Raw genomic sequence first — 19,882 nt, 5'->3', positions numbered from 1 at the left:
TCTTCAGTACGTACCCGAATGACGCGTACGTACCAGGTGGCGTCCATCCTGCCGCAGGCCGCGAGTCGGCGGAGCACTGAGGCCCGAAGCGGGCGTGGTGTCTACGCTGGATGGTGATGTCGGGCAGTCGCCGTCGGTTCGAGCCGACGGCCCTAGGAGCCGAGGAAACCCGTGAGTGACACCCCATTCGGATTCGGCCTTCCGCCGGAGGAGCCGGACGACGGCGACAAGGGCAAGAAGAAGGACCCCACCGAAGGTGGGCAGAGCGCGGGCGGGGCGGGGAACCCGTTCGGTTTCGGGCCGGGAGCGGGCGGCGACAACCCGTTCGCCGCAATGTTCGGCTCGATGAATCCGAACGATCTCGGTGCGGCCTTCCAGCAGCTCGGCCAGATGCTGAGCTACGAGGGCGGTCCCGTGAACTGGGACATGGCGAAGCAGATCGCCCGCCAGACCGTCTCGCAGGGCACCTCGGACGGGACCAAGGACGCGAGCGTCGGCCCCGCCGAGCGGTCGGCGGTCGACGAGGCGCTGCGGCTGGCCGACCTCTGGCTGGACGGCGTGACGTCGCTGCCCTCCGGTTCGGTCTCCACCGTGGCGTGGAGCCGCGCGGAGTGGGTCGAGGCGTCGCTGCCGGCCTGGCAGCAGCTGGTCGACCCGGTGGCCGAGCGGGTGGGCGCGGCGATGGGCGATGTGCTGCCCGAGGAGATGCAGGCCATGGCGGGCCCGCTGATCGGCATGATGCGGTCGATGGGCGGCGCCATGTTCGGCCAGCAGATCGGGCAGGCCGTGGGGGTGCTGGCCGGTGAGGTGGTCGGCTCCACGGACATCGGGCTGCCGCTGGGCCCGGCGGGCAAGGCCGCGCTGCTCCCGCTGAACGTGGCGCAGTTCGGCAAGGACCTGAGCGTCCCGCAGGACGAGGTGCGGCTCTATCTGGCGCTGCGCGAGGCCGCCCACCAGCGGCTCTTCGCCCATGTGCCGTGGCTGCGCTCGCACCTGTTCGGCGCGGTCGAGTCGTACGCGCGGGGCATCAAGGTCGACACGAGCAAGCTGGAGGACGTGGTCGGCCAGTTCGACCCCTCGCACCCCGAGCAGTTGCAGGACGCCCTTCAGCAGGGCATGTTCCAGCCCGAGGACACGCCCGAGCAGAAGGCGTCCCTGGCCCGGCTGGAGACGGCTCTCGCGCTCGTCGAGGGCTGGGTGGACGCCGTGGTCCACGAGGCCGCGAAGTCCCGGCTGACCTCCTCGGACGCACTGCGCGAGACCATGCGGCGGCGCCGTGCCTCCGGCGGTCCGGCCGAGCAGACGTTCGCCACGCTCATCGGCCTCCAGCTGCGCCCGCGCCGGCTGCGGGACGCCTCGCGGCTGTGGGCCTCGCTCACCGACGCCCGGGGTCTGGAGGGCCGCGACGCGCTGTGGGCGCACCCGGACATGCTGCCGACCGCCCACGACCTGGACGACCCGGACGGCTTCGTCCACCACGAGCAGGCGGACTTCTCCGAGCTGGACAAGATGCTCGGCGAGGCGGCGAAGGGCCCGCAGAAGTCCACCGGGAGCGACAGGACCGTCGACGAGGGCGGCGAGGCCGGCAAGGGCCCCGAGGACAAGGGCGAAGGCGGCACGGAGGACGGCAAGGACGGCCGCGACCGGTGACGCTGCACGACGACGCCACCCTCGTACTGAAGGGTTACGCCCCCGGGGGCGAGGCGGGCGCCGACCAGGCGGAGCTGCGCCAGGCGTATCTGGAGCATCTGGCGCGCCATGCCGACGGCCTGTGGAAGGCGTGCGGGGCCGGGCATCTGACGGCCAGCGCGCTGGTGATCGACCCCGCGCGGGAGAAGGTGCTGCTCACCCTGCACCGCAAGCTGCGGATGTGGCTCCAGATGGGCGGGCACTGCGAGGAGCGGGATGTGACGCTGGAGGCGGCGGCGCTCCGGGAGGCGACGGAGGAGTCCGGCATCACGGGGCTCACCCTGCTGCCGGGCGGCCCGGTCCGGCTGGACCGGCATCCCATCCCGCCGCCGTGCCACTGGCACCTGGACGTGCAGTACGCGGCACTGGCCCCGGCCGGGGCGGCGGAGCGGATCAGCGAGGAGTCCCTGGAGCTTCGCTGGTTCGGCTACGAGGAGGTGGCCGCGGTGGCCGACGCCTCCGTCGTACGGCTGCTGGAGGCGACCCGCGCGCGGCTGTAGCGGGTAGCTGTGGGTGAGGGGCGGCCTCTGTGGAGGCCGCCCCTCACCCATGTGCCGATGCCGGTCAGTTCCAGGCGTTGTTCTGGTTCTGGCCGTGGGCGCCGTGCTGGCCCATGCCGAACTGCGCGCGGGCGCCCTGCCCGATCTGGGCGTTCTGCGGGGGCATGACCTCGCTCGGCTGGACGAGGGCGAAGCCCTGTCCGAGGAAGCTCAGCTCCCACCCCTCGCCGGTGCTGCCCCGGCGCCGGAAGACGCCGCTGGAGTGCGTCTGGGCCTGCATCTGCACCCGCAGGGCGCTGGACCAGGCCACGATGGCGTCGGCGTCCACGTTGACGTACTTGTCGGGCGTGACCTGCATCATCAGGGGCTGGCCGGAGGTCATGAGGGCGACCTTGCCGGTGCCGGTGATGTTGAGCTGGTACTTGCCGCTGCCGGAGATCCCGTACTGGCTGTCCACCGCGATGACCTCGGTGTGCAGCGAGGAGTCGAGCGCGAGGACGTAGGCGCTGTCGACGGTCATCCCCTCGCGGTCGACGTCCACGACGTGGATGTGCTGGGCGAGGTTGGCGAAGTAGACGGTGCCCTGGCCGGAGACGCGCATCAGGTCCAAGCCCTCGCCGGTGTGGGCGCGGGCCCGGCGCTGGTTCTGCGACTGGTACTCGCCGTCGAAGTCCATCAGCCCCTGGTAGGCGACCATCGCGCCCTTGCGGGCGAGGATGTCGTCCTGTCCGGTGAGCGCCACCCGCAGGAGCTGCGGGTTCTGGATCGTGTACCGGTCCTGGGACTGCTGCTCGGTGTGGTTGAAAAGCGGACTCTGCATGGTGTTCCCTCCCCTCAGTTCCGGACCCGCAGGCGGTCCGTACTGTCCTCGCTCGGCTGGACGACGACGATGCCCTCCCCGGAGAAGGCCATCTGGTACGCCTCGCCGCTGCCGCGGCCGATCAGGGCCCCGGCCTTGAAGCTGCGCTTCCCCTTGACCTTGAGGTTGGTGGACCAGGCGACGAGCGCGTCCGGGTCGACGTACGTCTCGTCCTCGCCGCGTCCGCAGTCGACGACGATCGGGGTGCCCCGGGAGGTGATGGCGACCCATCCGGTGCCCTGGACGGCCACGTTCCACAGGCCCTGTCCGGCGAACTTGGCCATCCCCTTGACCCGCTCGACGCCCCAGGTGAGGTGGGCGTCGAAGGCGAGGAGGTTGGTGCCGTTGACCGAGATGGACTCGTTGTTCAGGTTGAGGACGACCACGTCGGCGCCGTAGTCGGCGAGGTAGAGCAGCCCGTCGCCGGAGCACTTCATGACGGGGGCGCCCTCGCCGGTGATCCACTGGGAGGCGACCTGCCGGGCGGCGGGCGGGTTGGGCTCGTACTGGATGAACCCCTCGTACGCCACCATCGAGCCGGTGCGCGCGTAGAGGTCCTGCCCGGAGGCCATGGCGACCTTGAGCATGGCCGAACCGTGGTTCTCCATGCGGGCCGTGACGGGGGTCGGGGCGTAGCCCGTGAGTTGCTGGTTCATGACGGGCTCCCTCAGACCTCGTAGGGCTGGACGACGATGAAGTTGCCGGGCGCTCCCCGGAACTGGAGGTTCACGGTCTCACCGCTGTGCCCCGGATACGCGTTGCGGCGCAGCCGGACCTGGCTGGAGACGATCACCTGGGAGGCGGCCGACCAGGCCACCACCGCGTTGCAGTCGGCGAACGTGGTGGGGGTGACCGGCAGGACGACCGGGGTGCCGTGGGTCTTGATGACCACGGTGCCGGTGCCCTGGAACTGCATGGTGAACAGGGCGCCGCCGGGGATGCCGTGCCCCTCGACCCGGCGCACCTCGTACTGGAGGGACTCGTCGAAGGCGAGGACGCTCTCGGCGGAGACGCAGATGGCGTCGCCCTGCAGCTCGATCGGGTGCAGATACGAGCCTTCCTCGGCGAGGAAGACCTGGCCGCGGCCGGTGCACCGCATCAGCTGCATCTCCTGGCCGGTGGCGTTGCCGACGACCCGGCCGACGAACCCGGCCCCCTTGTAGCCGAAGTCCACCTTGCCCTGGTACATCACCATGCTGCCCTGGCGGGCCAGCACCCCGGCTCCGCCCATGGTCAGGTCGACCCGCATGAGCTGCTGGTTCTGCGGGGTCCAGCGCTGCCCGGTGGGGGTCTCCTTGTAGAGCTGGAGGGCCGCGTGCAGCCCGGCACCGGCTGCCGGAAGGCCCTGCGGCACGCCTTGGGGTGCGCCGGGGGGCTGCTGCCCGAAGGGAGCGGGCTGACCGTACGGGGCCGGGGCGGGCTGACCGTAGGGCGCGGGCGCGGGCTGGCCGTAGGGCGGCGTGGGCGCCGGCTGGCCGGGGTGTTGGCCCGGGACCTGCCCCGGCACCTGGCCGAACTGTGGCTGCGGGGACTGGGGAGGCTGGTGGCCGGGCCGGCCGTACGGTGCCGGGGCCGGGGGCGCCTGCGGGGTGAGCGGGGCCGCGATGGTGGGCGCCGCGTGCATCGGCTGCTGTGGTGCGGGGGCGGGTGCGGGCGGGGCGCCGAAGGACGGTGCGGGCTGCGGGGCCTGGGGTGCGGGCGGGGCACCGAAGGCCGGGGGCGCGGCGGCCTGGGCCGGCGGGGCGAACCCGGGAGCCGCCTGCGGGGCGGCCGGAGCCTCTTCCTCCTCGGCGACCTCGCCACCGAAGTTCTTCAGGAGCGCTTCGAGGCCGCCGTCGAAGCCCTGGCCGACGGCGGCGAAACGCCAGACGTCCTTCAGGTAGAAGTCACCGAGCATCACCGCGCGCTCGGTGGTGAACTCCGAGCCGGTGAAGGCGTAGCGGACCACCTCTTCACCGCCGGCGACGATCCGGATGTAGCCGGGGCCGACCTGGGACATCTGTCCGGGACCGTCGATCGTCGCGGTGAAGGAGAGCTTCTGGACGGCGGCCGGGATGCGGTCGAGCGTGACGCGGAAGGACTCGGTGTCGCCGGACTGCGCGCCCAGGAGCTGAATCGACTCCTCGGGCGATTTCGGCTGATTGAAGAAGATGAAGTACCGGTCGTCCGAGAGCTGCTCGTTGGCGTCCAGACCGAAGCAGCTGATGTCGAAGGTCAGTCCAGGGGCGGCGATCTGCACACCTACGTACAGATCTGTCCCTGGTGTGAGATCACTGAGCTTGGCCTTGTGGCCTCGTTGGAATTCCCTGGCCATACGTAACGACCGTCCCCCATCCCGAAGGTGAATGCGTCGCGTCAGGCTAACCGCAATCCGCGACATCCGGCCAAGCCGGTACACACCCGGTACAGAACCACCGGGTGCGGCCCTCCGGGGTCACTCCTCGGTCGCGGCCGGCGGCGGGGGCAGCTGATCGGCAGCCACCACTCCCTCGAGATAGCCGCGGGCCCGCTCGGTCCGCGGGTACGCCTCCAGCAGTCGCCAGAAGTCCGGGCCGTGGCCGGGGACGAGCAGATGGGCCAGCTCATGGAGGAGTACGTAGTCGACGACGTACTCCGGCATGCCCTGGAGCCGGTGCGAGAGCCGGATGCTGCCCTCGGCGGGGGTGCACGAGCCCCAGCGGGTGTTCTGGTTGGTCACCCAGCGCACCGAGGCGGGCCGGGCCCTGCCGTCGAAGAACTGGGCGGACAGCCGCCCGGCCCGCTCCGTCAGCTCGGCGTCCCCGAGGACCCGCCTGCTCTCCTGGGCCGCGAGCCTGTCGAGCATCACGCCCACCCAGCGCCGCTCCTCCGCCTCCGACATCCGGGCGGGGATGAGCACGATCGTGCGGCCGCCCTCCCGGTACGCGGAGACCGATTTCCTGCGCCGGGTGCTCCTGCGGACCTCGACCGCGCCGGCCTCCGAGGCGCGGGGCGTGCGGGAGGCCGTATCGGGCTGCTGGCTCACGGCGCTGCGCGCGGGGGTCTCCCCGACGACGCCGGGTGACGGGTCTGCGGGCACGCCTCGACGTTACCCGCTGCCCGTGGGGGAAGTCCCGCCTCCGGGGCCGTTCACCACCGATCCCCACCACTCCCTCCCGGGCCGCGCACCCTGTCCGCCCCGGGCCGCGCACCCTGTCTGCCACCAGTGCCTCACCATTTGCATGACTAATAGCCCCTGCCTGTGGATAACTCCGCGCACACTCCGTCGCCGGGGCGCATCCTGGCAATGGCTCGACGCGGCCGGGGATCTCCCGGGCACGCGGTCACGCAACCGATCGGGGGAGAGCCGTGCGTCTCGGGGGAGAAGTCCTGCATCCGATGCTGAAGCCCGCACTGCGCCGGGCATGGCGTGGACGGAACACCGTGCAGTTCGGGGTGACCCCCGCGCACGCGGTGACGCTGGGTCCGGTGGACATCGCGACGGGCAGCTTCCTGGAGCTGCTCGACGGGACGCGCGGGCTGCCGTTGCTCCGCGAGGAGGCCCGGGCCCTGGATCTGTCGGACCGTCATGTGAACGTCCTGGTGCGGCGGCTGGCGGAGGCGGGGCTGCTCGACGACGCCCGGGCCGCCGGGCCGCAGGCGGAGGTCCTGCGCCACCGGGCCGAGGTGATGGAGCGTCAACGCCCCGATGTCGCCTCGCTCTCCGTCGTGCACCCCGGGCCGGGCGAGGGGCTGCACCGGATGGCGGCCCGGCAGGCGATGCGGGTCCAGGTGCGGGGCGCGGGGCGGGTCGGGGCGTCGATCGCGGCGGTGCTGTCCGGCTCCGGGGTGGGCCAGGTGGAGGTGCTGGACGGCGGCCGGGCGGAGCCGGGGGACGTGGCGCCGGCCGGGCTTCCGCCCGAGGCCGTGGGGGAACGGCGCGATGTGGCGGCCCGCCGACTGGTCCGCCGGGCCGCCCCGGGACCGGCGCCCCGGTCGGGCGGGGCGGAGCGGGGTGCGGCGGGCGCCCCGCCGGGACTGTCACTGATCGTCGTCGCGCCCCGGGACGGGCTCTCGGTGTACGCGCCGGTGCCGGACACCGCCTCCCCTTGGATCGCGTCGGGCACCCCTCATCTCTATGCCGGGGTGATCGAGGCGACGGGGGTGGTCGGGCCGCTCGTGCTCCCGGGCGGCACGGGGTGCGCGGGGTGTCTGGAGCTGCACCGCGCGGACCGGGATTCGCAGTGGCCCCGGATGCTGGCGCAGTGGCGTTCGGGGCGGCGGGGTGCGGCGGTGCCCGCCTGCGATCTGGGGCTGGCCACGGCGGTCGCCGGTCTCGCGGCGGCTCATGCCCTGGCGTTCCTGGACGGGGAACTGCCGGCCAGCACCGGGGCGCGCTGGGAGGCGGCGCTGCCCCTGATGGAGTGGCGGAGCGAGCGGATCGGCCCGCATGGAGACTGCGCCTGCGGAGCGGCCGAGCGCCGCCGGGGGGCGGGGGCCTCCGGTAGCCGTCCGGCGCAGGACACAATGGCCGGGTGACCGCAGCCGACGGGTGAAGCCGGAGGACCGGGCGGCACGGCAGTCTGGGAACTGGAGGGGCACATGTCTGATCTTCCCCGGAAGGCGGTTACGCGTACCGCCAAGCTGGCCGCGCTGCCGCTCGGCTTCGCCGGCCGTGCCACCTGGGGCCTGGGCAAGCGGATCGGCGGCAGGTCCGCCGAGCTGGTCGCCCGCGAGGTGCAGCAGCGCACGGCCGAGCAGCTGTTCAAGACCCTGGGCGAGCTGAAGGGCGGGGCCATGAAGCTGGGCCAGGCCCTCTCTGTCTTCGAGTCGGCTCTCCCGGAGGAGATCGCGGGCCCCTACCGGGCCGCGCTGACCAAGTTGCAGGAGGCCGCACCGCCCCTGCCCACCGGGACGGTCCACGCGGTGCTGGCCGAGCGGATCGGTGAGGACTGGCGGGAGTACTTCCTGGAGTTCGAGGACAAGCCGTCGGCCGCCGCCTCGATCGGGCAGGTCCACCGGGGAGTGTGGCACGACGGCCGTGAGGTGGCCGTGAAGGTGCAGTATCCGGGCGCGGGCGAGGCGCTGCTCTCGGACCTCGCCCAGCTCAGCCGCTTCGCCCGGCTGCTCGGCCCGCTGGTGCCGGGCATGGACATCAAGCCGCTCATCAAGGAGATGCGCGAGCGGGTGTCGGAGGAGCTGGACTACGAGCTGGAGGCGCAGTCCCAGCGGGAGCACGCGGAGGAGTTCGCGGGCGATCCCGATGTGGTGATCCCGGGGGTGGTGCACCAGTCGGACCAGGTGCTGGTGACGGAGTGGATGGACGGGATCCCGCTGGCCGACGTGATCGCGGACGGTACGCCGGAGCAGCGGGACCGGGCCGGACAGCTACTGGCACGCTTCCTCTTCTCGGGCCCGGCCCGCACCGGACTCCTGCACGCCGACCCGCACCCGGGCAACTTCCGGCTGCTGCCTCCACTGGATGCCCCGGGCGCCGAGGACGCGCCGAACGAAGTGGACGGTCCGGAGGCCCTGGCCGACCCGGACGGTTCAGCCGGTACGGACGGCTCCGCTCGCCCGGACAGTTCCGCTCGCCCGGATGGCTCCGCCGACCCGGATGGTTCCGCCGACCCGGACGGCACGGAGGGGGGCGGAGACGTCGGGGCTGCCGGGGACTGGCGGTTGGGGGTGCTGGACTTCGGGACGGTCGACCGGCTGCCGGGCGGGTTGCCGTGGACCATCGGGGAGTCCCTGCGGATGACGCTGGAGGGCGACGGGGCCGGGGTCTACGGGCGGCTGCGGGACGAGGGGTTCGTGAAGGAGTCGATCGGCCTGGAGCCGGCCGAGGTCCTCGACTATCTGCTCCCGATCATCGAGCCCGCGCAGGTGGAGGAGTTCACCTTCTCCCGGGGCTGGCTGCGGGACCAGGCGGCCCGGATCGCCGATCCTCGCTCCCCCGCGCACCAGCTGGGCAGGCAGCTGAACCTCCCGCCGTCCTACCTCCTGATACACCGGGTCACGCTCAGCACGATCGGGGTGCTGTGCCAGCTGGGCGCGACGGTCCGGCTGCGGGACGAACTCGAAGCGTGGCTGCCGGGATTCGTGGCGGAGGACGAGGAAAGCGACGAGGCCGGGGAGAGCGGGACCGGGTCGGAGGGTAAGGATCCGGAGCCGGTCCCGGGGGGCGACGCGTAGGGCGTCACCACCAGAGGGAGTCGAGGCGGCTCTCGATCGCTCTGATGTGGAGGCGGGCGCAGCTCTCGCAGAAGTGGAGAAGCCGCCCGTCCTCCACGGAGGAGAGCCAGGTCAGCGGGGGCGTACCGCCTGCGGCGGCGGTGCCGCAGCGGGCGCAGACCACGGGTCCGGTGGCCGGTTCTTCGGGGGAATGCGTGTCCTCGTCCACGTCGTGACGATATCCCCGTGGCGTGGCCTCGGCACCACAACGCACCGCGGGGCCGCCCTGACTCGGACGGCCCCGCGGTGGGGTGGTGGCCCCTCACCCGGCAGAGCGGGTGCCGGATGAGGAGCCGGGTGCCCCGGAAGGGGAGCTCCGGTGCTCCGGTGGGGAGCGGTGCCGCTCCGGTCGTGGAGCGCTCGTGCTCCGGTTGTGGAGCGGAGAGGTGGGGCCTCTCAGTGCATGACGGCCATGGCCAGCGCGCGGCGGGCGCGCAGCGAGGCGCGCTCCGCCCGGCGCTGCATCCTGCGGGCTGCGGCGAGGCGCACCGCTCGGCGGTCGCTCTCGGCCTCCCGCAGGCGGTCGTGCATATGCGCACGCGCCAGGGCTTCGGGGATGAGTTGCATTTCGCGGGTCCTGTTCTGACGCGAGTCGTTCGCGCCGGTGATGGTGACGTCCGGGGTTGCGGAACCGACGGGCTCCTGCGTGGGGGTGATCATTGGTGCCTGATTCCGGGGGTCATGAGTCTGGGGACGGTCGATGGTTCCGAGGCGCGGCCACCGCGTGGGGGCGGGGGCGCAGTGGTCGGCGATCACGCTGCGACCGGGTTCTTGCGCGGGCGGCCACGCGGCCGCTTGCGGGCCACGACGACACCCTGGACGAAGAGCTCGCCACCCCAGACGCCCCACGGCTCGCGCCGCTCCTTGGCGCCGGCGAGGCAGGCCTCGACCAGCGGGCAGGTACGGCAGAGCGACTTGGCGTACTCGACGTCGGCCGGGGACTCGGCGAAGAAGACCTCGGGGTCGTACGAGCGGCAGGGGACGGGTACGCCGAGGTTCTCGATGGCGTCGTCGAGCGCGGTGAGCGCGGTGAGGGGGAGCAAGGTGGAGTCCTCCGTGGAGCCGGGCGGGGAGATCAAGTCGGACTGCGGTACTGACGGGGCGTGCGCGTCGAGTTGCACGGTGGGTGTTGTCCTCGTCTGGTCGTGCCGGCCTGTTGGCCGGTTGGCGGCTGGTACTGCTGGTCCGAGGCGCCTTGGCATGTCCCGTCCGTTCGGACAAAACAAAAGGGCCGCGGATCCCGAGTGGGGTTCCGCGGCCCTGAGGCGCCGGCCTGATGCTGGATCAGGCTGGATCGCTCCAGGGTTCAGGCCCACGGAAGGCCCACATCGTGTGGTGCTGCTGCGTCTGCTTCTTGGCTCCGGCACCGGCCGCCGCAAAGGCATAGGCCTGAGCCTGTGCATCCTTCGCTACTGCTGCCGCCGGTGCCTCGATCGGTCGCTCATTGCGCTCCCGGACCACGGGGAGGCTCGCGAAGAACAGCGGGCTGACGGCGGAGACGCCGGACAGACCGGTGGCGCTGAGCGAGACGACCGAGGAACGGGTGAGGCCGAGCGAGCAGGCGGAGACGACCGAGAGACCGGTCATTTTCTGGGTTCCGATGATGCTGATCACTTCAATCGCCTCCTCTCGGCGTCTAGGGGGACCGGCCGGAGCCGGTCGCGCGTATTCGGATAAGTACAGCACGGTTTCAGGGCTTCAGAGAAGTCGCTGTTCCCGTGGTTAAGAACCTATGGTGACGACTGGTGCGGGCGCAAACTATTTTCTGGACGAGTTTTCCTCAGCTCTCACCGGCACCCTCCTCGGGTCCCTCACCGACCGTCTCACCTGCGCAGATGGCCAGGACATCGGCTCCGAAACGGGTCAGCTTCCGGTTGCCGACGCCGGCGATGACGACCAGCTCCCCCTCGGTGGACGGCACGGCCTCGGCGATGGCCATCAGGGTCTTCTCGGTGAAGACGCAGTAGTCGGGCTGGCTCAGCCGGGCGGCCTGGCCCGCCCGCCAGTCGAGCAGCCGGCCGTAGAGCGCCTCGTCCATGTCGGAGGGGCACTCCTCGCACCGCATCAGCTTCATCTCGCCCGCGTCGGTGAGGGTGCGGCCGCAGACCCGGCACCGCACCGGCTGCCGGGGCCTGCGCTCGACGGCCTCGCTCCGGCGTTCGGCGGCCCCGGCGGAGCGGCCGGTCCCCCGGTCGATCCCGCCGCCGCCTCCCGCCCCGCCCCGGGCGCCCGGTGCCGTGGAGCCCGGCCGGAGCCCGTTGAGGAACCGGGTGGGCCTGCGGTTCGCCCGGCCGCCGGGGGACCGCGCCAGGGACCAGGAGAGCGAGAGGTGGTGGCGGGCGCGGGTGACGCCGACGTACAGCAGGCGCCGCTCCTCCTCGATCTGCTCCTCCGTCTTGGCGTAGGCGATCGGCATCATGCCCTCGGTGAGGCCGACCAGGAACACCGCGTCCCACTCCAGCCCCTTCGCCGCGTGCAGCGAGGCCAGCGTGACGCCCTGGACCGTCGGGGCGTGCTGGGCGGCCGCCCGCTCGTCCAGCTCCCGCACCAGGTCGGTCAGGGTCGCCCCGGGCTTCGCCGCCTCGAAGTCCTCCGCGAGCCGCACCAGCGCGGCCAGCGACTCCCAGCGGTCGCGCACGGCCCCCGACCCGGCGGGCGGGCGGGTGGTCCATCCCTTGGTGGAGAGCACCGCCCGCACCTGGGCGGCCAGGTCCTCCGCCCCGTCCAGCAGGGAGTCGTTGCGCCCGGCCCGCGCCGCGCCGCGCAGGGCGGTGCCCGCCTCCCGTACCTCCGCGCGCTCGAAGAACCGCTCCGCGCCGCGCAGCTGGTAGGGCACGCCCGCGTCCGCCAGGGCCTGCTCGTAGACCTCGGACTGGGAGTTGACCCGGTAGAGGATGGCGATCTCCCCGGCCCGGACGCCCGCCGCGATCAGGTCCCGGACCCGACGGGCGGTCGCCTCGGCCTCATGGGGCTCGTCGGGATACTCCGCGTAGACCGGCTCGGGGCCCTTGTCGCGCTGCGAGACCAGCTCGAGGCGGTGGTCGGCGGCCCTGCCCCGGGCCTGGCTCAGCAGCCCGTTGGCGAGGTGGACGACCTGGGGGGTGGAGCGGTAGTCCCGGACCAGCTTGACGACCGTCGCCCCGGGGTGGCGGGTGCGGAAGTTCAGCAGGTGGTCGGGGGTGGCCCCGGTGAAGGAGTAGATCGTCTGGCTGGCGTCCCCGACCACGCAGAGGTTGTCCCGGTCCCCCACCCACAGATCGAGCAGCCGCTGCTGGAGCGGGCTCACGTCCTGGTACTCGTCGACGACGAAGTGCTGGTACTGGCCGCGCACGTGGTCCGCGATGTCGTGCCGGTCCTGGAGGATGCCGACGGTGAGCAGCAGCACGTCCTCGAAGTCGATCACCGAGCGGTCGCGCTTGAGCTGCTCGTACGTGGAGTAGATCTGGGCGAGCACCGCCGGGTCCCGGGGGGCGTCCCGCTGGGTCTTGGCGACGGCGGCCGGATAGTCGGCGGGGACGGTCTGGGTGACCTTGGCCCACTCGATCTCGCCGGTGACGTCCCGCAGCTCGTTGCGGTCGAGCCGCAGCTCGCAGCGGGCGGCGGCCTCGGCGACCAGCTGCACCTTCCGCTCCAGCAGCCGGGGCAGCTCACCACCGACTGCTTTCGGCCAGAAATACTGGAGCTGCCGGAGCGCAGCCGAGTGGAAGGTCCGCGCCTGGACGCCGGTCGCGCCGAGCTGGCGGAGCCGGCCCCGCATCTCCCCCGCGGCCCGGTTGGTGAACGTGACGGCCAGGACCGCGGCGGGCTGGAGGATGCCCGCGCGCACCCCGTACGCGATGCGATGGGTGATCGCGCGGGTCTTGCCCGTACCCGCTCCGGCCAGCACGCATACCGGTCCGTGCAGGGCGAGGGCCACCTCGCGCTGCTCGGGGTCGAGCCCGTCCAGCACGGCGTCCGGGGTCTCGGGAACCTGCGGGAAGAGGGTGGAGTGCGTTGCTGCTGTCACCCCGCCATGCTGCCAGGTCGCCTGGGGCGGATGCGGCGGTTGTCCACAGGCGTGAGGTATTCGTCGTACTGATACCGGCGGCGGTGCCCGGCCGGATGCCGACCCTGCCCCGGGACGGTGGCGGGAATGGTCGCCGTCCCCCGTACGTTCCACCGGGTGCGGGACGGCGGCCTGGCCTCCGGGCCGCATGCGACGCTGCGGCCGTGCAGCGGGACGGACGAGACAAGGGAGCGCCAGCGACATGGCGGGCACTGTGACGATGTACAGCACCACCTGGTGCGGCTACTGCCGTCGGCTGAAGAGCCAGATGGACCGCGAGGGCATCGCGTACAACGAGGTCAACATCGAGCACGACCCGGAGTCGGCGGCGTTCGTCGAGAAGGCCAACGGCGGGAACCAGACGGTTCCCACGCTGCTGATCGTCTCCCCCGCGGGCACCGAGTCGGTCATGACGAACCCGTCGCTGGCCCAGGTGAAGCAGGCCCTGGTCGCCTGAGCCCCACGCGGAGCGCACGGCGCACCCGATGTGACACCGCTGCCCCGGCACCCGCTTCCGAGCGGGTGCCGGGGCAGCGGTGTCACGTGCTTCAGTTCGTGCGGTTCAGGCTGCCCGGCCTCGGCAGCGGCTTGCCGTACCACAGCTCGATCAGCCGGGCGGCGATCGAGATGCCGTACGGAGGCATGACCTCGCCGGACTCGAAGGCGGCGGTCAGCTCCTCGCGGGAGAACCAGCGGGCCTCCTCGATCTCCTCGCCGTCCACGTCGATCTCGGAGGAGGTGGCCCGGGCCATGAAGCCCAGCATCAGGCTGGAGGGGAAGGGCCACGGCTGGCTGGCGACGTACTCGACCTCGCCGACGGTGACGCCCGCCTCCTCGTGGACCTCGCGGACCACGGACTGCTCGATCGACTCCCCCGGCTCGACGAACCCGGCGAGCGTGGAGAAGCGGCCCTCGGGCCAGTGCACCTGGCGGCCGAGCAGCGCCCGGTCCTGGTCGTCGGTGACGAGCATGATGACCGCCGGGTCGGTGCGCGGGTAGTGCTCAGCGCCGCAGGCCTGGCAGCGGCGGATGTGCCCGGCGGCGGCGATGACCGTGCGCTCGCCGCAGCGGGAGCAGAAGCGGTGCAGGCGCTGCCAGTTCTCCAGGGCGACCGCGTGCACCATCAGCCCCGCGTCCCGGGGGCCGAGCAGGAGCCCGGCCTCGCGCAGTCCGGCGGGGCGGGCCGACTGGTCCATGCGGCCGGGCAGTGAGTCCTTCTGGAGGGCGAAGTAGCTGACGCCGTCCTTGTCGGTGCCGAGGAAATAGCGGTGGGTCTCGGTGACCGGGGCCTCGAAGGCGGGGGTCATCACGATCTCGGTGCCGCCCTCGGGGGTATCGTCGATCAGCACCTGCCCGCCGGAGACGACGAAGACGCGGGTCGTCGGGTGACTCCACGCCGCGGCCAGCCACGCCTCGTCCAGACGGTGGTGCGCCGCGCGGTCGATGCCGCTGGGCGCGGTGAGGCCGATCGGGCGGTCCGCGGTGGTGTTGTCGAAGGTGCTCACAGGTGCTTCCTACTCCCCCTGGGTGGATCGGGTGTGCACAGGTTCGTGGAGGGTGTGCAGAGGATTCAGCGGAGTGCCGTGGCCAGCTCGCCCCACAGGTACGCGGTCGTCTCCACACCCTTGAGCAGCAGGTCCAGCTCGACCTTCTCGTTGGGCGCGTGCCAGCCGTCGGAGGGCACGGAGATGCCGAGGAAGAGGACGGGGGCGCCGAGCACGTCCCTGAGGTCGGCGGCCGGGCCCGAGCCTCCCTCGCGGGTGAAGAGGATCTTGCTTCCGAAGGCCCGGCCCATCGCGCGGGCCACCGCCTGGAGGGCGGGGTGGTCCAGCGGGGTCAGACAGGGGCGGGTGGCGGGCTGGAACGCGATCCGGTGGCGGATGCCCGTCGGAACACTGGACTCCACCCAGCCGCGGACCGCCTCCTGTACGCGGTCGGGGTCCTGGCCGTCCACCAGCCGGAAGCTGATCTTCACCAGGGCGGAGGAGGGGATGATCGTCTTGCTGCCGGCGCCCTGGTAGCCGCCGCCGATGCCGTTGACCTCGGCGGTGGGGCGGGCCCAGACCCGCTCCAGCGTGGAGTACCCGGTCTCGCCGGAGGCCGCCCGCGACTTCGCCGTACGGAGCCAGGTCGCCTCGTCGAAGGGCAGCTCCGCGAAGAGGGCCCGCTCGGTGTCGGTGAGGTCGGTGACGCCGTCGTAGAACCCGGGGATCGCGACCCGGCCGCCCTCGTCGTGGAGGGCGGCGACCAGGCGGGCGATCTCGGTGGCCGGGTTGGGGACCGCTCCCCCGAACGATCCGGAGTGGATGTCCTGGGCGGGCCCGTACAGCTCGATCTCGCACTCCGCGAGGCCGCGCATGCCGGTGCAGACGGTCGGCGTCTCCTCGTCCCACATGCCGGTGTCGGAGACGATCACGGCGTCGGCGGCGAGGCGGTCCGCGTGCTGTTCGGCCAGGGCGCGGAAGTTCGGGGAACCGGACTCCTCCTCGCCCTCGATCAGCAGCTTGAGGTGCACGGCCGGGGTGGTGCGGCCGGTGGCGGCGAGGTGGGCGCGGACGCCGAGGGTGTGGAAGAAGACCTGACCCTTGTCGTCGGCCGCGCCGCGTCCGTACATCCGGCCGTCGCGGACCACCGGCTCGAACGGGTCGGTGTCCCAGCCGTCCTCGCGGGCGGCGGGCTGCACGTCGTGGTGGCCGTAGACCAGGACCACCGGGGCGTCCGGGTCCGCGCTGGGCCATTCGGCGAAGACGGCCGGGGCGCCGGGGGTCTCCCAGATCTCGGTGACCGGGAAGCCGGTCTCCTTGAGCTTGGCGGTCAGCCACTCGGCGCTGCGCCGGACGTCCCCGTCGTGCTCCGGCTGCGCGGAGACGGACGGGATGCGCAGCCACTCGGCGAGGTCGTCGAGGAAGGCTGCGCGGTGCTGTTCGGTGTACGTACGGACGGCGCTGTCCGGGGTCTCGCTCATGCTCTTGAGCCTATCCGTCCTCGGGGACCGGCTCGTCCAGCAGGATCCGCTCCAGCTCGGCCCGGCCGGGCAGCCCCTGCGGGTGGACGGTCTCCCCGCTGCGTACGTAGAGGAAGGTCGCGGTGACCGCGTCGAGCGGCAGACCGTGCAGCTCGGCCCAGGCCAGCCGGTAGACGGCGAGCTGAAGGGGGTCGGCGGTGCGGTGGTGGGTGGTCTTCCAGTCGACGATCTCGTAGGTGTCCCCCGTCCGGTAGACGGCGTCGATCCGGCCCCGGATCACCCGGCCGGCCAGGGTGATCTGGAACGGGGTCTCCACCCGGTACGGCGTGCGCCGGGCGTACGCCGTGCGCACGAACGCCTCCTTCAGCTCGGCGAGGTCACGCTCGTCCGCGATCTCGGCGTCGCTCTCGTCGCCCCCGGGCAGCTCGTCGGGGCCGAGCATGGGCAGCGGCAGCTCCTCGTACCGGGACTCCACCCAGGCGTGGAACCGGGTGCCCCGGCGGGCGGCGGGCTGCGGCGGCCGGGGCATGGGCCGGGCCAGCTCCTTGGCGAACGCGTCGGGGTCCTCGGCCAGGAGCAGCAGCTGGGTGGCGGAGAGCGAGGCGGGGACGAGGACGTCGTGCACGGTGGCGCGGGCGCGGCGCAGCTCCCCGGCGAGCGCGTCGAGATCCCGGTCCCAGGAGGCGAGGGTCCGGGCCTCCTCGGGGGTGAGCCGGTCCGCCGGTCCCTCCTGGGGGTGGCGGGCGGCGGGGATGTGCGGGGGCGTGCGCTCGTACGGGGGTGCCTCCGGAGCCGGTGCGGGTGCCGAATCCCGTACGGGCTCCGGGGCCGGGGCCCGCTCCCGTGCGGGCTCCGAGGCCGGCTCCGGGTCGGGGGCCTGGGCGTCCTCGGTGTCCGGCGTGCCGGCGGGGCGCTCGGTGGGGAGCGCGTCCCAGTCCCACTCCTCGTCGGCCGGCGGCTCGTCGGGAGGGGGCTCGTCCCAGGGCTCGTACGCCGGTACGTCGTCGGGCCCGGAGCCGTACGCCGGTACGTCGTCGGGTCCGGGGGCGTAAGCCGGGGGCCGTTCGTCCCCCTCGACCGCCAGGCGCTCCAGGTGGGCCAGGACGGTGTCGCGGGCGGCGCGGCGGCGGGCCAGGGCCGTGGGGTCGAGCGGGAGCGGCCAGGCCCGGTCGGTGTCGGGGGCCGCGAGGGCCGGGTTCTCCTCGTCCTCGGCGGGCTCGTCGGCCCAGACCTCGATCTCGCCGTGGCCCGCCGCGCAGTGCTCGTACAGCGCCTCCAGGAAGGCCGACGGGCCGCGCGTCCTCTTCTGGGACGGGCCCCACCAGTGGCCGGAGCCGAGGAGGAGGGAGCGGGGGCGGGTGAAGGTGACGTACCCCAGGCGCAGCTCCTCCGTGTGCTGGTGCGCCTTCATCTCCTCCTTGAACGCCTTGATCCCCCTGGCGTCGAACGTGTCCACGTCCGGGAGCGTGGCCGCGTCGCCGCGCAGGGCGTGCGGGAGCACCTTGGCCTGGGCGGTCCAGGCGTCCCTGGACTGGCCGCTGGGGAACTGGCCGGTGACCAGTCCGGGCACGGCGACGACGTCCCACTCCAGCCCCTTGGACTTATGGGCGGTGAGGACCTTGACGGTGTTCTCGCCGCCGGGCAGCGCGTTGTCGAGCCCCTTCTCGTACTGCGCGGCGGTCCGCAGGAAGCCGAGGAAGGCGAGCAGCGACGCCTCGCCGTCCAGGGCGGCGAACCGGGCCGCTATGTCCAGGAAGTTGGCGAGCGTCTCCCGGCGGCGGGCGGCCAGCGCCTGCGGGGACGCGGACAGCTCGACCTCCAGGCCGGTGGTGGCCAGGACCCGGTGCAGGACGTCCATCAGCGGGTCCGCGAGCGAGCGGCGCAGGTCGCGCAGCTCCCGGGCGAGCCGGGCGAAGCGCACCCGGGCCTCCGCCGAGAACGGCAGCCCGTCGTCCGCCGCGTCCCCCGCGATGAGGAAGGTGTCCAGGGCGTCCGCGAGCGATATGACCTCGGCCGGGTCCGTGCCCTCGACGGCCTCCGCGAGCCGCCGGTCCGGGTCGGCGTCCTCCCCCTGGGCGGCCCGGTGGACGAGGAGGCGGGCGCGGCGGCCCAGGAGGGCCAGGTCACGGGGGCCGATGCGCCAGCGCGGGCCGGTGAGGAGGCGGACCAGCGAGGCGTTGGCCCCCGGGTCCTGGAGCACCTCGCAGACCGCGACCAGGTCGGCCACCTCGGGCAGGTGCAGCAGCCCGGCCAGGCCGACCACCTCGACCGGGATGTCCCGGGCGACCAGGGCCGCCTGGATCGCGGGGAAGTCCCCGGCGGTGCGGCACAGGACGGCGATCCCGCCGGGCGGGGTGCCGGTGCGCACGAGGTGGGCGAGGGAGTCCGCCAGCCAGTCGATCTCCTCGGTGTGGGTGTTCAGCAGGGCGCACCGGACCACGCCGTCGCGCTCCGCGCCCGGGGCGGGGCGCAGCGCCTCCACGCCCTCGTGCATCGCGCGCAGGGGCTCCGCGAGGCCGTTGGCGAGCTGGAGGAGGCGGCCGCCGCTGCGCCGGTTCTCGCTGAGGCTGTGGCGGGTGGCGGGGGTGCCGTCGGCGTGCGGGAAGTGCTCGGGGAAGTCGTCCAGGTTGGCGACGGAGGCGCCGCGCCACCCGTAGATGGCCTGGCAGGGGTCGCCGACGGCGGTCACCGCGTGGCCGGTCGCCTCCGCCCCCGTGCCGCTGCCGAACAGCCCGGAGAGCAGCAGCCGCTGGGCGACCGAGGTGTCCTGGTACTCGTCGAGGAGCACCACCCGGAACTCGTCCCGCAGGATCGCCCCCACCTCGGGGCGGGTCAGGGCCAGCTCGGCGGAGAGGGCGATCTGGTCGCCGAAGTCGATGAGGTCGCGGCTCCGCTTGGCGGTGCGGTAGCGCTCGGTGAGGGCGAGGAGGGAGCGGCGGGCCTCGGCGGTCTCGGGGACCTTGCGCAGGTCGGCGTTGGTGAGTCTGGCAGTGGCCAGCTCGTGCAGCAGCTCGGTGTCGTACGTCTCCAGCCGCTCCGGTCGTACGAGATGTTCGGACAGCTCCCCGTCGAGCGCCAGGAGGTCGCTGACCAGGGTGGGGAAGGAGCGGGTGAGCGCCGGATACGGGCCCGGGGCCTCGCGCAGCACCTTCGCCGCCAGCTGGTAGCGGGTGGCGTCGGCCAGCAGGCGGGTGGAGGGCTCCAGGCCGATGCGCAGGCCGTGCTCGGTGAGGAGGCGGCCGGCGAAGGCGTGGTACGTGGAGATGGTGGGCTCGCCGGGCGGGTGGTCCGGGTCGATGGTCTCGGGGTCGGTGACCCCGGCGGCGATCAGCGCCTTGCGGACGCGCTCGGCCAGCTCGCCCGCCGCCTTGTTGGTGAAGGTGAGGCCGAGGACCTGCTCGGGGGCGACCTGGCCGGTGCCGACCAGCCAGACCACGCGGGCGGCCATCACCGTGGTCTTGCCCGACCCGGCTCCGGCCACGATCACCTGCGGGGCGGGCGGCGCGGTGATGCAGGCCGTCTGCTCCGGGGTGAAGGGGATCCCGAGGAGCTCCTTGAGCTGCTCGGGATCGGTGATGCGTGCGGACACCCGGACAACGTTAACCGGGCCCACTGACAACCCCGTACGGACG

The 19,882-nt window shown here is 72.9% G+C and carries 17 protein-coding genes; 5 read left to right on the top strand and 12 right to left on the bottom strand.

Going from position 1 to position 19,882, the window contains the following annotated elements; all coding sequences use genetic code 11:
- Window positions 1-171 precede the first annotated feature (171 nt).
- Together ACQ9ZG_RS23235 and ACQ9ZG_RS23230 are read left to right on the top strand one after the other, a co-directional pair.
- The gene (locus ACQ9ZG_RS23235) at window positions 172-1,650 is read left to right on the top strand and encodes a zinc-dependent metalloprotease (protein ID WP_109916128.1); all 1,479 of its coding nucleotides are present in this window, start codon (window positions 172-174) and stop codon (window positions 1,648-1,650) included.
- Window positions 1,647-2,189 carry an NUDIX hydrolase gene (locus ACQ9ZG_RS23230; protein ID WP_099220477.1) on the top strand — a complete coding sequence of 181 codons (543 nt, stop codon included), beginning with the start codon at window positions 1,647-1,649 and terminating at the stop codon, window positions 2,187-2,189. Before ACQ9ZG_RS23235 ends, ACQ9ZG_RS23230 begins: the two co-directional genes overlap by 4 nt.
- A gap of 64 nt (window positions 2,190-2,253) precedes the next feature.
- On the opposite strand, the gene ACQ9ZG_RS23225 is transcribed toward ACQ9ZG_RS23230, so the two are convergent.
- From ACQ9ZG_RS23225 to ACQ9ZG_RS23210, 4 genes are all read right to left on the bottom strand, one after another.
- Window positions 2,254-3,009 carry an AIM24 family protein gene (locus tag ACQ9ZG_RS23225; RefSeq protein ID WP_099220478.1) on the bottom strand — a complete coding sequence of 252 codons (756 nt, stop codon included), beginning with the start codon at window positions 3,007-3,009 and terminating at the stop codon, window positions 2,254-2,256.
- Between the two features lie 14 nt (window positions 3,010-3,023).
- Entirely contained in the window at window positions 3,024-3,704 is a 681-nt protein-coding gene (locus ACQ9ZG_RS23220; RefSeq protein WP_018489128.1) for an AIM24 family protein, read from the bottom strand.
- 11 nt (window positions 3,705-3,715) lie between these two features.
- Window positions 3,716-5,362 carry a TerD family protein gene (locus ACQ9ZG_RS23215; protein WP_499281194.1) on the bottom strand — a complete coding sequence of 549 codons (1,647 nt, stop codon included), beginning with the start codon at window positions 5,360-5,362 and terminating at the stop codon, window positions 3,716-3,718.
- A gap of 120 nt (window positions 5,363-5,482) precedes the next feature.
- Complete coding sequence (locus ACQ9ZG_RS23210; RefSeq protein WP_078562515.1) at window positions 5,483-6,106, bottom strand: M48 metallopeptidase family protein; 624 nt, start codon at window positions 6,104-6,106, stop codon at window positions 5,483-5,485.
- 290 nt (window positions 6,107-6,396) lie between these two features.
- On the opposite strand from ACQ9ZG_RS23210, the gene ACQ9ZG_RS23205 reads away from it, so the two are divergent.
- Together ACQ9ZG_RS23205 and ACQ9ZG_RS23200 are read left to right on the top strand one after the other, a co-directional pair.
- Window positions 6,397-7,545 (top strand): ThiF family adenylyltransferase, encoded by a 1,149-nt coding sequence (locus tag ACQ9ZG_RS23205; RefSeq protein WP_499281633.1) that lies wholly within the window; start codon window positions 6,397-6,399, stop codon window positions 7,543-7,545.
- Between the two features lie 63 nt (window positions 7,546-7,608).
- Window positions 7,609-9,201, top strand: a complete 1,593-nt coding sequence (locus ACQ9ZG_RS23200) for an ABC1 kinase family protein (RefSeq protein ID WP_109916587.1) — start codon at window positions 7,609-7,611, stop codon at window positions 9,199-9,201.
- Window positions 9,202-9,205: 4 nt separating this feature from the next.
- Here the strand turns inward: ACQ9ZG_RS23200 and ACQ9ZG_RS23195 are convergent, their stop codons facing one another.
- From ACQ9ZG_RS23195 to ACQ9ZG_RS23175, 5 genes are all read right to left on the bottom strand, one after another.
- Complete coding sequence (locus ACQ9ZG_RS23195; protein WP_109916586.1) at window positions 9,206-9,409, bottom strand: hypothetical protein; 204 nt, start codon at window positions 9,407-9,409, stop codon at window positions 9,206-9,208.
- Between the two features lie 227 nt (window positions 9,410-9,636).
- Window positions 9,637-9,993, bottom strand: a complete 357-nt coding sequence (locus ACQ9ZG_RS23190; RefSeq protein WP_499281632.1) for a putative WhiB-interacting protein — start codon at window positions 9,991-9,993, stop codon at window positions 9,637-9,639.
- Window positions 9,993-10,361, bottom strand: a complete 369-nt coding sequence (locus tag ACQ9ZG_RS23185; RefSeq protein WP_018489135.1) for a WhiB family transcriptional regulator — start codon at window positions 10,359-10,361, stop codon at window positions 9,993-9,995. The genes ACQ9ZG_RS23190 and ACQ9ZG_RS23185 overlap by 1 nt, the downstream gene beginning before the upstream one ends.
- A 163-nt stretch (window positions 10,362-10,524) precedes the next feature.
- Entirely contained in the window at window positions 10,525-10,854 is a 330-nt protein-coding gene (locus tag ACQ9ZG_RS23180) for a hypothetical protein (protein WP_109916585.1), read from the bottom strand.
- A 166-nt stretch (window positions 10,855-11,020) separates the two neighbouring features.
- Window positions 11,021-13,246, bottom strand: a complete 2,226-nt coding sequence (locus tag ACQ9ZG_RS23175) for an ATP-dependent DNA helicase UvrD2 (protein WP_499281193.1) — start codon at window positions 13,244-13,246, stop codon at window positions 11,021-11,023.
- 241 nt (window positions 13,247-13,487) lie between these two features.
- Between ACQ9ZG_RS23175 and ACQ9ZG_RS23170 the strand changes: the two genes are divergently transcribed.
- A complete protein-coding gene (locus tag ACQ9ZG_RS23170; RefSeq protein ID WP_019765672.1) occupies window positions 13,488-13,742 on the top strand; it encodes a glutaredoxin domain-containing protein in 255 nt (84 codons plus the stop codon).
- A 91-nt stretch (window positions 13,743-13,833) separates the two neighbouring features.
- Here the strand turns inward: ACQ9ZG_RS23170 and nudC are convergent, their stop codons facing one another.
- From nudC to ACQ9ZG_RS23155, 3 genes are all read right to left on the bottom strand, one after another.
- Window positions 13,834-14,790: an NAD(+) diphosphatase gene (gene nudC, locus ACQ9ZG_RS23165; protein ID WP_028416272.1), complete on the bottom strand. Its 957-nt coding sequence runs from the start codon at window positions 14,788-14,790 to the stop codon at window positions 13,834-13,836.
- Between the two features lie 65 nt (window positions 14,791-14,855).
- Window positions 14,856-16,250 carry a dipeptidase gene (locus ACQ9ZG_RS23160; protein WP_109914971.1) on the bottom strand — a complete coding sequence of 465 codons (1,395 nt, stop codon included), beginning with the start codon at window positions 16,248-16,250 and terminating at the stop codon, window positions 14,856-14,858.
- A 10-nt stretch (window positions 16,251-16,260) separates the two neighbouring features.
- The gene (locus ACQ9ZG_RS23155) at window positions 16,261-19,839 is read right to left on the bottom strand and encodes an ATP-dependent helicase (RefSeq protein WP_109914972.1); all 3,579 of its coding nucleotides are present in this window, start codon (window positions 19,837-19,839) and stop codon (window positions 16,261-16,263) included.
- Window positions 19,840-19,882 lie beyond the last annotated feature (43 nt).

The organism is Streptomyces araujoniae (genome assembly GCF_050871195.1).
Lineage (GTDB): Bacteria > Actinomycetota > Actinomycetes > Streptomycetales > Streptomycetaceae > Streptomyces > Streptomyces bacillaris.
The sequence above is the reverse complement of the archived record's forward strand: the minus strand, read 5'-3'. Positions and strand labels throughout refer to the sequence as shown.

What these genes read in the sequence shown, in the direction of transcription:
- ACQ9ZG_RS23225 (WP_099220478.1), bottom strand. Translation starts at nt 3,009, where the DNA reads ATGCAGAGTCCGCTTTTCAACCACACCGAGCAGCAGTCCCAGGACCGG.
- ACQ9ZG_RS23200 (WP_109916587.1), top strand. Translation starts at nt 7,609, where the DNA reads ATGTCTGATCTTCCCCGGAAGGCGGTTACGCGTACCGCCAAGCTGGCC.
- ACQ9ZG_RS23170 (WP_019765672.1), top strand. Translation starts at nt 13,488, where the DNA reads ATGGCGGGCACTGTGACGATGTACAGCACCACCTGGTGCGGCTACTGC.
- ACQ9ZG_RS23215 (WP_499281194.1), bottom strand. Translation starts at nt 5,362, where the DNA reads ATGGCCAGGGAATTCCAACGAGGCCACAAGGCCAAGCTCAGTGATCTC.
- ACQ9ZG_RS23160 (WP_109914971.1), bottom strand. Translation starts at nt 16,250, where the DNA reads ATGAGCGAGACCCCGGACAGCGCCGTCCGTACGTACACCGAACAGCAC.
- ACQ9ZG_RS23220 (WP_018489128.1), bottom strand. Translation starts at nt 3,704, where the DNA reads ATGAACCAGCAACTCACGGGCTACGCCCCGACCCCCGTCACGGCCCGC.